The organism is Sorangium sp. So ce406, assembly GCF_051474675.1.
GTDB classification, from domain to species: domain Bacteria; phylum Myxococcota_A; class Polyangia; order Polyangiales; family Polyangiaceae; genus Sorangium; species Sorangium cellulosum_G.
The window spans coordinates 8,983,732-8,995,425 of sequence record NZ_CP150340.1 but is presented as its reverse complement, the minus strand read 5'-3'; the positions used below and the strand labels follow the sequence as shown (position 1 = coordinate 8,995,425).

Genomic DNA, 11,694 nt, shown 5'->3' with positions numbered 1-11,694 from the left:
TAAGAACATGAACATGCCCAAGAGCCTAGTAGGGGAATAGGTCGTTGACCTACACCAAGTACATAGGGTGGGGGCTGGGACACCCGTGCCTCCCCCCCTGCCCATATTTTCTCGTGGGACGCCTGGACGCCCCGAGCCTCGCCGCTTCGCGCTCGCCTCCCACTGGCGGCCGCTGCTCTCTGCGCGCCCTCTCGTAGCGGCGTTGCGCACGGCTCGGTACCCGGTACCGGTGCTCGACCAACGCGGCGGAGAAGCCCTCGTCGGGCGTGCGCCGCCTACCGGCCTCAGGGTCAGCGAACCCAGGGCTCACCCTGAGGACGGCCCCACTCGCGAGGCCGAGGCTATGCCTCGCCTACGCAGGCCTCGCACAGGTATCGGTCGCAGAAGAGCCACAGCGCGCCGCTGAGCTCTCCGTCGACAATCCAGAGCTCGAGCGAGAGCCCGAGCGCCAGGTCGTGAATTATGTTGTGGACGTGCGAGGCTGGCACCGTGCGGTCGGGCATGTCCCGCATGTCGTCGCTGGTGCGCCGCCGGTTGCGTCGGCTCAAGCCGCTGGCCGGTCACAGGCTGCGTCACCCAGCAGCGCCTCGGCCGGGGGCAGGGGCTGGAGGTCTCATGTCCCGCGATGGCGCGGCAGCGCGCCTAGATTCGCCGGCGCCTGATCGCTGAGCCGGGGGCTTGCGTTCAGTATCTCCATGCCTACTGTGGCGAACGCTCTCATCCTGGAGGCGTCGGTGGCTAAGCGTAAGAACCCATACAGAGTCCTCGGTGTCCGCGAAACTGCGACAGGCGCCGAGATCACGAAGCAGTACCGGCGCCTCGCCAAAGAGTGCCACCCCGACAAGAACGGGGGCGACGCTGCCTCAAACGAACGGATGGCGGGGATCAACGCCGCCTACCATGAGCTCCGCGACCCAGAGAGGCGGGCAGCCGTTGATGAGCGGCTGCGTCAGGAGCGTGTCAAACGCAACGCCGCCCGTGCCGCCAAGAAGACGCCGCGCCGGGCCGAGCCACGTCCCAGCAGCACCACGCATCCGAACTCCATCATCAAGGTCGCCAGCCACCCGGCACAGGCTCCGAACACCGGCGCTAGCCTGGGGACGGTGCTTGCGGGGCTCGCCACCGCGTACCTCGGCGCTCGCCTCATAAACCGCCTGAGCAAGCGGTATGACTCGACGGTCGACAGATATCGCGGTCGGGATGGAAGGTTCCGGCGGTGAGCGAGCGGGAACCCAGCATGTCGACTTCCTATCTAGCAAGCCGAGCTATACATCCGAGCCTAAATAGCGCGTGATGCAACGCGTCCGCGGCCCACTGCTCTCCGTTGGCGGCCAGAGCCTCATATAAAGGCTCTAAATCGGTCCTTACGGACTCGATCGCATTGGCGACGTTGGGCTCACTCCCTCCGCAGAGGACAGCGAGCTCTGCTGTCTCTTCTCTCGGCCTCAAGTTGCACTCCCGCAGTATGCCGACAAGCCGAAGCGTCTGTCTCGCCAGACGCAAATGCTCGAAAGCTCATTCTGCGGAGCTAATTAGCAACGCCGGAGAACGTTCGTCAAGCCGGAAATACAGAATGGGCGCTACAGTTAGGGAATAAGCATGCCGCATGCCAGACGGTCGTCACGATCTTTCTTTGCAAAATCACGCGATTCTCGGCAATGCGCGGCCGACTCCTGTGCGAAGTTTCTTGCGCAGAAGCGGAGCGGGTTACGCTTTATGCATAACTGATTTCGCGGCTGGTTAGAGTGTTAGCCACGTGGCGCCGTCGCTCACCAGGCGGAAGGTAATGAAGGGGTACCCGCCCCGCGCGACCTGTTCGCCCGTGCTCGCGACGATCGCGATCGCCTCCTCCTCGCCCGCGACCTCCTTGACCACGATCTCGGCGCCGACGTTCCCGGCGGCCGGTGGAAGCCGGATCATCACCCCGCCGTGCGCGTTGACCCGTACGAGCTCGCCCGGCCTCGCCGTGTAGGTGGATGTAACCACAGGGCTGACCAGCCAGGCGCCGCGAATGAACACGTCGGTCCGGTTCTCGGCCGGGTTGTCGGTGACCACCGCGCCGACGAAGTTGAGCGCAGGGCGCTCCGGCAGCTCGACGCCCGCGGCGAGGATGCGGCGGATGCCGAAGAACAAGGTGTCGATCCAGTTGAGCATGATCACTCCGAACTCCCGCTCGTGCGAAAGAGGGCCGCACGCAACACGCCGCTCGCGGCGGCTGCGAGCCCGGCGTTGAGACTGCCCTCGTAGCGGCCCAGCAACCGGATCCGGGTAGTTCCCGCGACGGCGACGGTGTGAAGCGTCGTGAAGGTGGCCCACATCTGGGCTCCACCGCCAAGCCGCATCAGGCCAGGGGTCAACACCTCCGTCCCGCCTCCGGTGACGTTATCCGTGGCACCGACCTTCCAGAAGCCGAACGTCGAGTCGGCGTTGAAGAATCCAGAAGCATCGATCGTGATGATGTCGCCCACGCGGGTGTTGGGTACCGTCACGACCCAATCGTCGGGGAACGTGAAGTTGGGGCTGTAGGTGGTGCTGTTGAATGCCCATGCGCGGAAGCGGACCTGATCGTCGTAATACCAGAACGCCACCCGACGGAATCCGACGTTGCGTAGGAAGAGCGTACGGTCGGCGAGCGCCTCGAGCCCGACGTTGACGCTCGCCGCGTCGCGCCCGGACCCATCGTTCACCGTCTCGAATGACGCCGGGAAGCGCTCCTGCCCGCTGTATTGAGCCATGCTCAGACCTCCACGTATCGCGCGTCCTCGCGCCGAGACTTCACGCGCCCGCCCGCGGCGTCGTCCTTGGACCAGTGGCCCCATCGCCCGTCCGGCATCCCCGGAGCACCCGGCGGCGATGCCGGGTCGAAGCTCGACGGGTCGTAGGCGAGGATGAGCATCACGCACCTCGTGTGCGCGCCCTTCCACTGCTGAATGATCGCCTCGATGGCGGCGATGTTGCTGGTCGGGGTCTCCACGCCGAACGCGTCGCCTGGACCCCATGTCGAGGCGCCGTCGCCCCAATCCCCGTCGGACGCGTAGTGCGGCGGGGAGGCGATGACCCAGAACTCCGACCAGTTGCCCGCTCGCTCCGGGTGCGTGAGCGAATCCCAGTCCCAGTTGTTCGGCTCTGCTCGATACCAGACCAGCTCGCCGGAAGGTTCGAGCGTGTACCAGACACCCGAGCGGGTCACGATCCGGATCCTGGGATGCCCTGGGTACAGGAAGCCCTGCAAAGCCAGCGCGAGGACGTACGCGTTGCCCGCCGCGCGCCAGTAGTCGAGCCACCTCACGAGCCGCGCGCCGTAGGCGGCGTCGCTCTCTGCGGGGCCGCGGATGATGCGCCGATCCCGCCCGATGTACGGGAGCGCCGTCGGCGTGCCGAGGCCGGGGAAGCGCGCCTGAATGCCTTGTGCGAGCACCTCCGCGCCCGCATCGAGGACGGAAGCGAGCGCGTACAGGTAGCGGAAGCCGACGGTCCTGCCGGGCCGATCCGACAGCCACGGAGGCACGAACCGGCGGAGCGTCTCGCGGAAGCTCAGCTTGGGCACGGCACAGCCTCCCGCCGGCATTGACGCCCGATCGTCGCCGCGTAGGCTGCGGGGCCATGCGCGGGGCGGTGCTGGGCGTCGTAGCTGCTGTGGTGCTTGGTGGATGCGCTCGTCCCGACGCGGAGAACCTGTTCTGGGACCCGCGTCCCGGCTACGCGGAGTCGAGCTCCTCGACGGACGGCTCGAAGGTCTGCGAGTCCGGTCGCCAGATCGCCTGCGACTGCCCGGGAGGAGCGCCGAACGGCATCCAGACCTGCCTGCCCAGCGGGACCGCGTACGGGCCCTGCGAGGGCTGCGACGGGCAGGGAGGCGGGGGAGGTAGCTCGGTCACCTCGTCGAGCTCGTCGTCGGGCGACGGAGGGGCAGGAGAGGCCGGCTTCGGAGGAATGGGCGATGGCGGTTCCGGTGAAAATGGAGGCGCCGAACCGGAATGCACCAAGCCCACGGACTGCCCAGGGGAGGACAGCGCATGCGCTCGGCGCACCTGCGAGGCCGGCGTTTGCGGCCAGGAGCTCGCGCCGGCGGGACCCCTTACCGAGCAGACCCCAGGCGACTGCCGCGAGCTGCGCTGCGACGGGGCCGGCGGCGAGCACGCCACGCCTGCACCCGCAGACGTTCCCGACGATGGCAACGAGTGCACCGCGGACCGGTGCGCAGCCTCCGGCCCGATCCACGAGCCGGTCGCGACGGGGACCGCGTGCTCCACGGGCCTCTGCCAGGAGCGCACCTGCGTGCAGTACATCCCTGTGCGGTGCGAGACGCCCGAGGGGATATTCGTGGATTGCGACGGGGCCGCTCGGGATTACCATATCAGGTGGCTGCAGCCCGACGGCTCCTTTGCGGGGTGCATATCCCATGGTGCCGGGTATTGCAGCACTGGGGCGCTTTGCTACGTCGTTCTGGGGGGCGGGGCTAGACCAGAAGGCACGTGTTCGTGAGGCCATCACCCCACCTGCTGCACGGCGAGCGTGTTCACTGCCGCCACGGGCACCTCACCCTCTGCAAGCTCCGTGTCCGCCGGGAGCACGGGATCAAACTTGATGACGGATTTCGAGGCACCTTCTACAATGCCGATAATGGCGTTGCGGTAGATGTGTCCCGGTGGCGATGTGAGCACGTAGCCACCGATCGGGACCTCTGACAGATAGCTGTCGATTTGCTGATCGAACATCAGCTTCCACTGCACATTGCTCAGGTTCGCCGCAGCCTGTACCCAGGCTGTGCCCGCAACCGGGAGCGGGTGCGGGACGGCGCTCGCGACGGTGCACGTCACTCCGACAGGGACCACCTTCGTGCGAATCGCCTTGTCGACCGCGCCGAGATCCGTGGAGTCGTCGCCGATCGTGCCAGGAACCGCGCCGCTCGGGCTGGCGACGTAGACCGTCACATGGCCGACAGAGCTCCCCTTGCTCACCCACACGCGGTTGACATTCACGGGGGAGCCGTCCGCCCGCCGTGCGCTCTTCGCCCAGTAGATGTAGGCCGCTTCGGGCCCGTTGGGGCTGAGGGCCCCGAGCGAGTCACGGCATCGCTCGCGGAGCTCGGGGTCCGTCTCCCCGTCGCGCCCGACGACCGGCGCGGGGTTCGTGCAGGTGACGCCGCGCATGGTCGTCACCAGCACCGTGATCTGGCCCGGCAGTGCCGAGCTGCGGGAGCCTGCTTCGAGGGCCCGGATCGCGACCGGGAGGGTCTGTCCGGCCTCGAGCCTGAAGAACGAAACGTTCGTGTACTGCCGGCCGGTGACGGCGTGCTTGCAGATGAACTCGCCCGGCTCGAACTCGAAGATTCCGCCGCCCGCGTTGACGAGATGCACCTCGCCCGAGGCGAACGTAGCCTCGATGCGCGTCACCCCATAGACGTAGTAGGCGAGGAGCGTCAGCCAGATGCCCTCGGCCGTGTCGAGGAAATTCGCGCGGATCGCGAGCGCGATGACCTCCGTGAAGCCGGCGAAGATGGCCGCGACAACCGAGATGATCGCCTTGGCCGCGCCGCCGTCATGCCACGAGGTGACCGGCAGCTTCATCGCGGCGAGCAGGCGGTAGATCGACTCCCTCACCTGCTTCCGCGTCAGCGGCTTCATCAACTGGTCGATGGGCAGCAGCAGGATCACGACCGAACCTCCAAGAGAGTGACCGTCTTGGCGGTGACGTTCAGGACCAGGGTGAACGGCCCCTCGGCTGTGGTGCAGTGGATCGACAGCTCCAGCGTGCCGGAAGCAGGCCGGGACACGCGCGTCGTCACGTCGAAGATGCGCTCGTCCTTCGTGAGCTCGGAGCGGATGATCCCCGGGATGGCGGCGAGGTCCGCCGAGGTCATGCCCCGGGAGAGCAGCTCTCGGAGGTCGTAGCCGTAGTCCGGCGCATCGAGGAGCGCGCCGCGCGGCGTGGTGAGCCTGCGGTAGACGGCGTGGGCGAGCGCCCTCGGCCCGGACGCGAGCTCCAGGAGCTCCGTGAGATCGTCGGCGCAGTCGAAGTCGACCCCGAAGCCGTGCGGGTCGGGCACGGCGGCCGTCGCCTCGGGATCCGCCGCCACGCTGGCAAGGACGTCCTCGAAGAGGCTCATGCGCGCACCTTCGAGGGCAACTGCCCGGGGGGCGGGACGAGGCTCAGGCGCACCGCGACGACCCCTGAACCGGGCTGGACGCCGGCGATATTCACGAGGTCGCCATCGCGGACCACGACCGCCGTGGCCGCGCCGAGGTCGACGGCTCCCGCCTGCTCGCCAATCCGCACGGTGCCGGTCGCATCGAGCGCCAGGGAGACGGGCAGGAAGGTGCTGCCGCCGTCTCGCGAGAAGCCCGTGACGAGCGGGTGCTGCGGGTCGCCCTCGATGAACTCGACGAGCACGACCGCGCCGGGGGTCAGCTCCGCCGACAGGCCGGCCATGCCAGCCGCGCTGGGCACGGGAAGGATGTCCGGCAGCCCGGCGCCCTTGCGCACTGCCTGGAGGTCCACCCGGTCGCCGGCCATGGCGAGCACGCGGTAGCGGTACTTCCCCAGGAAATCGTACCGAGGGAGCATTTCCCGAACGATCGACCGCAGCACGCGTAAGAGCCGGTCGTCGCTCATGGCGCACCTCCCACTGACGGGGGCTCGCTGGTCGGCCGCTTGTGTAGGCAGTTGCCTACAACGTACGACCAAAATGAGGGTCGAGCTGACGATGCTGCCCGATTGCCTGAGAAGAACGTCGCCCGCGCCCGAATTACATATGCAGGAGGATTCGATGCGTCGGTCCGCCGCTCGTGGTTCGACGCACAGGCTGCATTTGTTGACAGATTGACACCGGTATTTCGCCCGTGATTTCGTGGTGTTGCAGGCGAGGGGAGCGCGGCGTGGGTGCCGACGCGTCGCGCTTCCCTCCTTGCACCTCTTGCAGAGAGGTTTGTTCTATGGACAGGAAAGTCAGATCGAGGAACGAGACGACCGGCACCGGCGTAAGCGCGCAGGTCCGCCTCACCGAGTCCAAGATGGCGAGCATTATTTCGCTCGCGCTCGGATGCGGCGCCGACAGGCTCGCCGTGGGAGATGCCATCGAGGCTGCCGTCGGCGATCTTGAGCTTCTCTATGAGGTCCTGAACGCGCGCGAGGACCGCTTCGCGGCAGGCACGCTGCACACGATCCAGTGCCGGCTTCGGGCGCTCTCCGAGCTGACCCGCCCGATCTGCATCGAGCTTCAGTAGAGTCACGCCGCGAGTTCCTTTCCCCACGCGCTGACGCGCAGCGCCCCCTTGCTCATCTCCACGTCGAGCTGCTGAACCACGAGAGGACGGTCGAGCCGTGCCCGCAGCACGGAGCCGACTTCCACGGCTCCCGGATCGTCGACGGCGAGTTCCGCCACCTTTGCCCGCGGGTCGAAGCTGAGCAGCTCGTAGGCCTTGTCGCTCGTCTCCACCTGGGCGCGCTGCCCGGCCTGGGTCGTGCCGTCGTAGCCGACCCACCACGGCGTCGTGCCGAGGAGCTGCCGGAGCACGCGGGAGGCCGGCGCGGCCTCGCGTACGAAGTCGACCGCGAGCCGCCCGTCGATGCCCGCAACGTCGAAGTTCTCGCCCACGTCCGCCGCCGTGGCGGTCAGCACGCTCCGGAGCGTCACCCCGGCGTCGTTGTGGAAGTGCCGTGCCTTGCAGCGGCGCGACCAGCCGCCCGCGCCTGCGACGACGCGTGCCCGCGTGCCGAGCTGGAAGGTCCCCGAGAACGGGGGGAGCACGGTACCGCGGAGCTCCAGGGGCCCGAGCTTCACGACGGCTGCGCCGCTGAGCTCGTGTGCCTCGTCGAGCTCGACGTCGGCGTACCAGAGACCGGCGAAGGGCACGTGAACGCTCGCCGTGAGCACCCGGTGACCGTTGATGGAGGCGAAGAATGTCACAGACCCCCCAAAGCGTCGATGATGGAGAAGTCGTCGGTCGGGTTCTGGATCTGCTTCATGAGCGCCTGCTGCACGCGGTCGTAGTTGTCCTCGGCCGTGGGCTCGTTGAGCTTCGCCGTGCTGCCCTCGGGCTTCGACAACATGGGTACAGGGGCTCGGAACTGCTTGAACTTGATCTCCGAAACCCACATCCCGGTTTCGTCGTGCGGCTGGAGCTGCGAGCGATCCTCGACGACGACCGAGCGGATATTCAGGTCGTCGAGCGCGGGGTGGTAGATATCGAGCGCCTTCGGCCGGACGCCGCGCGGCGGCTTGTCGACGATGAGCTTGAAGCTCTCCCACTCGTCGAAGTGCGCGTCCTCCCAGAGGTAGACCCGCACCGAGAACTTCGCGAGCCCATCGCCGGTGTAGACCAGGAACGCGCCCGAGATGCCGTATCCCTTCCGCTCGTCCCAGTCCCGCGGCGAGCCGGCGCCGACCACCTCGGCGAGGCCAGGCGTGCGCCTCGAGGCCAGGACGACGACGTTCCACGGGTCGGGCTCTCGGAGCGGGTTGATCATGCCGGCTCCGGCTCGAGTGGGATGCCTCCGGTGACCGCCGCGCCTTCGAGCTCCGCCACGAGGCGCGCGAGGAACGTGCGACCGGTGAGCTCGTCGGCGTCTTTCACGCCATTGATCACGATGTGATAGGTGTTGCCGCCGCCCCGCTGCGCCTTGGACGCTCCGCGCCCTGTGCCTGAGCCCTTCGCGCCGGTCGCGGCCTCCGCGAGCCCCTGCGAGGCTACGTCGACGCCAGCCGTCCGGCTCTCGATGCCGAGCTCGACGCCCTCGCCGTAGAAGGCGCCTTTCTCGAAACCGACCTTCGAAGGGGACGCGACCTTCCAGATGCTCGACAGCGCGGCCGTGGCGCTCGCCCCGAGCTCCTTGACAGCCGAGACCACGCGCGAGATGCCGGAGCGGAGGCCTGCCACGAGGCCGTCGACGAGGCGCGCGCCGACCTCGGCGAAGTCCACTGCGGCGATCGCGCGGTAGGCCGCCACGACCGCGAGGTACAGCCCGTAGACCGCAGCGCCGGCCACGACGAAGGGCAGGGACATCATGAGGACGGCCGCGCCGAGGGCGATGAACGGGGCCACCAGCGGCGTCGCCAGGACGGCGACCATCACGGCGAGGGCCGCGATCGAGCCGATCAGGAGCGCGACCGCGGCGATTCCGGCGTACACGCCGACCTTCACGCCATCAATCTTGGACTTCGACTCGCTGCCGAAGGCTCCTTCGAGCGCGCGCTTGGCGCGCACGAACAGGAGCGTGACGACCAGAACCGCGATGACCATCCCCTTGAAGAAGCCCTGCACGTAGGGCGACACGCGCGCGACGGCCTCGAAGAGCGGATTGAGTAGCGTCTCGACGATGAACTTGAGCTGCTGCCCGGTCACCGTGCTCTGGTCGAACAGACGCAGCACGCCGCGGAGCCCCCTGAGGGCGGGCTCGATCTTCACGTCCTTGAACAGCGCGCCGATGTTCTCCTTCGTGCGCTGGAGTTGCGCTCCGAAGCCGAGGAGCTGCGCCTTGGCGATCTTGCCGAACTTGGCCTGCACGGCGTCGTCGAGCGCCTTGAGGCCTTCTTCGACGCGCACGCGGCCGTTGTGGATGGCGGCCATGGCCGTCTGGAAGCTGACGCCCATGCGCTTCGCGAGCGCCTTCCCGACGTCGGCAACCTTCAGCCCCGTCCCGTCCAGCGAGAAGGCGTTGAGGACGAAGACGCGCGTTCGTGCGGCCTCGGTGGCGATGCCCTGGAGCACTCCGCCGGCCGCCTGGCCCATGACCGCCGTTGCGGTCGCGACCGCGGAGAAGGCAGCCTCGAGCGAGCGCCCCTGGAGCCTTGTGCGCCCGAGTGCCAGGGCCATCTCGTTGAGCTGCGAGCGTGCGAGCGCGACGCGACCGGCGAGGAGCTCCACCTGCACGCCGAGCCGCTGGTCTGCCCCCGCGCCCGCGCTCACGGCGTCGAACAGGAGCTGCGCCTCCCGGGCGGCGCTGGCCGCCTGGAGCGCGAAGGCAGCGAGGGCGGCCGTGGCGACGACGGAGCCTGCGACGATCGCGAGCAGGGCGGCGGCGAGGACCACGGCAGCGCCGGCAGCACCCGCTTTGCCCAGGAGGCCTCGGAGCTGTGACACCCGGCCCGCGAGGCCGCCGACTGGGCCTCCGGCCCCCTGCGCGACGCCGAGCAGATCGTCGAGCCCCGCACCCGTCGCACGGGCGGCGTTGCGGAGGTCGCCGAATGTGCCCCCGAGCTTGACGTAGGACTCCTGAGCGGCGGCGAGGGAGGCGCGCTTCGCGGCGAGCTGGTCGCGGAGCTGCTTCATCACGGCCACGTTGACGGCGCTGCCCCCCTGAAGGCGCCGCATGGCGGACTGGAGCTCGTTGATCGCGGCCTGGTCGGCCTTGATCTTGTCGCGCAGGCTGGCGAGCGCCTGCCCGAGGTCCTGCGCCTTGTCGGCGCCCGTGACACTCAGATCGACCGCAAACCTGGCTTCTTGATCCGCAGCCGCCATGTCTCACCCGCCCAAGCTCCGTGCGATCGTCTCGCGCGTCGCCTTCAGCTCTGCCTCGATGCGGCGGAGCTCCCGAAGCAGCACGACCGCACCTGCCGCGCCGCGTACGAACTCCGCCTCGTTCCTGCTGCGCTCCTGGAACAGCGATCTCAGGAGCTCTGCCGACAGCCCGTCATCACCCCTCGCCCGGTCCGCGAGGGACGCTATTTTCCCCCGAGCTCCTTCCCACCGAGGCCGGCGAGCTTCAGCACGGCGTTCGCGGTCGAGATGACCACGACAGGCCGGTCCGCGATGATCTCGTCGTACCGTTCGAGCGGCGGATAGACGACGCAGGGACGGGCGAGCTCACGGCAGGCCTGCACCTTGGGGTTCTCCCCGTGCTGGTCCATCCACTTGCGCGCCTTGATGCCGTCGGGCGCCTTCACGATGACGAGCCCCTCGATTGTCTGGAGGGCCTCGATCTTCTTGCCGAGGGGCCCGTACTTCGCTTCGGCCTCGGAGAGCGCTTCCTCCTCCTTGCGACGGCGCCGGGTCTCCTCGATCTGCTCCTTGAGCACGGCAGCCTGCCGTTCTCGCTCGCGCTTCGCTTCCGCGGCGGTGAGGGCTTCCCGCTCCGATTCGAGCTCCTTCTCCAGCGCGACGATCGCGGGGTCCTTGGCAGGAGGCTCCGCGGGCTGCTCGTCCGCCGCCGAACGTGCCTGCGTCTCAGATCCTTCCCACGCGCTCATGCTCAGTACCTCCCTTGCCGGTTGTCGAACAGCGTCATGCCCTGGATGTTGGGCGTCGAAAGCTTCGCGTACATAACGGTGATCGGGATCTCGTCGACGAGCGGATCAGCGCCGTTCGAGAGGCTCGCCTTGCGGCCCCCGATGCGGCAGTCGAAGAGCTCCTCGGTGATGGAGATGTCCTCTTCCTCGTATTGCAACGTGAAGTGGAACGGCACCGAACCGTAGCTCTTGCCATCGGGGCTCTTGCGAGCGAGCGCCTCGATGAGCGCCAGCGCGCTGGCCTTGTAGGCCTTGATGCTGCTGCCCTCGACGCTGTACTTGCCCCGCGTCACGCCGCGCGGGACGCCGGCTCGATCCATGCCCCACGCGAACGCGCGTTCGAGCTTCTCCTCGTAGTCGACCCCGGTGAAGCCATAGAACTCGTCGTTGTCGACCTTGACGAGGGCGGAGAACCAGCCGACCTCGTAGCCATTGCGCCTGAAGACGTCTTTGCCGATGGCCATGTT

The 11,694-nt window shown here is 68.0% G+C and carries 14 protein-coding genes; 2 read left to right on the top strand and 12 right to left on the bottom strand.

What is annotated here, in order from left to right; genetic code table 11:
* Positions 1-695: 695 nt before the first annotated feature.
* Positions 696-1,220 (top strand): J domain-containing protein, encoded by a 525-nt coding sequence (locus tag WME96_RS33610; protein WP_437285672.1) that lies wholly within the window; start codon positions 696-698, stop codon positions 1,218-1,220.
* 520 nt (positions 1,221-1,740) lie between these two features.
* Here WME96_RS33610 and WME96_RS33605 read toward each other — a convergent pair.
* From WME96_RS33605 to WME96_RS33575, 7 genes are all read right to left on the bottom strand, one after another.
* Positions 1,741-2,154 (bottom strand): hypothetical protein, encoded by a 414-nt coding sequence (locus WME96_RS33605; RefSeq protein WP_437285671.1) that lies wholly within the window; start codon positions 2,152-2,154, stop codon positions 1,741-1,743.
* A gap of 2 nt (positions 2,155-2,156) precedes the next feature.
* Positions 2,157-2,735, bottom strand: coding sequence for a hypothetical protein (locus WME96_RS33600; RefSeq protein WP_437285670.1), 579 nt, complete (start codon positions 2,733-2,735; stop codon positions 2,157-2,159).
* 2 nt (positions 2,736-2,737) lie between these two features.
* Positions 2,738-3,547 (bottom strand): hypothetical protein, encoded by an 810-nt coding sequence (locus tag WME96_RS33595; protein WP_437285669.1) that lies wholly within the window; start codon positions 3,545-3,547, stop codon positions 2,738-2,740.
* Positions 3,548-3,698: 151 nt separating this feature from the next.
* Positions 3,699-3,878: a hypothetical protein gene (locus tag WME96_RS33590; RefSeq protein WP_437285668.1), complete on the bottom strand. Its 180-nt coding sequence runs from the start codon at positions 3,876-3,878 to the stop codon at positions 3,699-3,701.
* A gap of 612 nt (positions 3,879-4,490) precedes the next feature.
* Positions 4,491-5,657 carry a baseplate J/gp47 family protein gene (locus tag WME96_RS33585; protein ID WP_437285667.1) on the bottom strand — a complete coding sequence of 389 codons (1,167 nt, stop codon included), beginning with the start codon at positions 5,655-5,657 and terminating at the stop codon, positions 4,491-4,493.
* On the bottom strand, positions 5,654-6,109 hold the full coding sequence (locus WME96_RS33580; RefSeq protein ID WP_437285666.1) for a hypothetical protein: 456 nt from the start codon (positions 6,107-6,109) through the stop codon (positions 5,654-5,656). Before WME96_RS33580 ends, WME96_RS33585 begins: the two co-directional genes overlap by 4 nt.
* Positions 6,106-6,615, bottom strand: coding sequence for a hypothetical protein (locus WME96_RS33575; protein ID WP_437285665.1), 510 nt, complete (start codon positions 6,613-6,615; stop codon positions 6,106-6,108). Before WME96_RS33575 ends, WME96_RS33580 begins: the two co-directional genes overlap by 4 nt.
* Positions 6,616-6,935: 320 nt before the next feature.
* Between WME96_RS33575 and WME96_RS33570 the strand changes: the two genes are divergently transcribed.
* Positions 6,936-7,226, top strand: coding sequence for a hypothetical protein (locus tag WME96_RS33570; protein ID WP_437285664.1), 291 nt, complete (start codon positions 6,936-6,938; stop codon positions 7,224-7,226).
* Between the two features lie 2 nt (positions 7,227-7,228).
* Here WME96_RS33570 and WME96_RS33565 read toward each other — a convergent pair whose 3' ends face one another.
* The 5 genes from WME96_RS33565 to WME96_RS33545 all read right to left on the bottom strand — a co-directional run bounded on the left by WME96_RS33565 (position 7,229) and on the right by WME96_RS33545 (position 11,691).
* Positions 7,229-7,909, bottom strand: a complete 681-nt coding sequence (locus WME96_RS33565; protein WP_437285663.1) for a hypothetical protein — start codon at positions 7,907-7,909, stop codon at positions 7,229-7,231.
* Positions 7,906-8,469, bottom strand: a complete 564-nt coding sequence (locus tag WME96_RS33560; protein WP_437285662.1) for a hypothetical protein — start codon at positions 8,467-8,469, stop codon at positions 7,906-7,908. The genes WME96_RS33565 and WME96_RS33560 overlap by 4 nt, the downstream gene beginning before the upstream one ends.
* A complete protein-coding gene (locus WME96_RS33555) occupies positions 8,466-10,460 on the bottom strand; it encodes a hypothetical protein (RefSeq protein ID WP_437285661.1) in 1,995 nt (664 codons plus the stop codon). The genes WME96_RS33560 and WME96_RS33555 overlap by 4 nt, the downstream gene beginning before the upstream one ends.
* A gap of 203 nt (positions 10,461-10,663) precedes the next feature.
* Positions 10,664-11,188, bottom strand: a complete 525-nt coding sequence (locus WME96_RS33550) for a hypothetical protein (RefSeq protein WP_437285660.1) — start codon at positions 11,186-11,188, stop codon at positions 10,664-10,666.
* Between the two features lie 2 nt (positions 11,189-11,190).
* Entirely contained in the window at positions 11,191-11,691 is a 501-nt protein-coding gene (locus WME96_RS33545) for a hypothetical protein (protein ID WP_437285659.1), read from the bottom strand.
* Positions 11,692-11,694: the final 3 nt, after the last annotated feature.

Bases quoted from the DNA above. Each gene is read 5' to 3' on its own strand.
- WME96_RS33610 (WP_437285672.1), top strand. From the start codon at position 696: ATGCCTACTGTGGCGAACGCTCTCATCCTGGAGGCGTCGGTGGCTAAG.
- WME96_RS33605 (WP_437285671.1), bottom strand. From the start codon at position 2,154: ATGCTCAACTGGATCGACACCTTGTTCTTCGGCATCCGCCGCATCCTC.
- WME96_RS33600 (WP_437285670.1), bottom strand. From the start codon at position 2,735: ATGGCTCAATACAGCGGGCAGGAGCGCTTCCCGGCGTCATTCGAGACG.
- WME96_RS33580 (WP_437285666.1), bottom strand. From the start codon at position 6,109: ATGAGCCTCTTCGAGGACGTCCTTGCCAGCGTGGCGGCGGATCCCGAG.
- WME96_RS33575 (WP_437285665.1), bottom strand. From the start codon at position 6,615: ATGAGCGACGACCGGCTCTTACGCGTGCTGCGGTCGATCGTTCGGGAA.
- WME96_RS33570 (WP_437285664.1), top strand. From the start codon at position 6,936: ATGGACAGGAAAGTCAGATCGAGGAACGAGACGACCGGCACCGGCGTA.
- WME96_RS33560 (WP_437285662.1), bottom strand. From the start codon at position 8,469: ATGATCAACCCGCTCCGAGAGCCCGACCCGTGGAACGTCGTCGTCCTG.
- WME96_RS33555 (WP_437285661.1), bottom strand. From the start codon at position 10,460: ATGGCGGCTGCGGATCAAGAAGCCAGGTTTGCGGTCGATCTGAGTGTC.
- WME96_RS33550 (WP_437285660.1), bottom strand. From the start codon at position 11,188: ATGAGCGCGTGGGAAGGATCTGAGACGCAGGCACGTTCGGCGGCGGAC.
- WME96_RS33545 (WP_437285659.1), bottom strand. From the start codon at position 11,691: ATGGCCATCGGCAAAGACGTCTTCAGGCGCAATGGCTACGAGGTCGGC.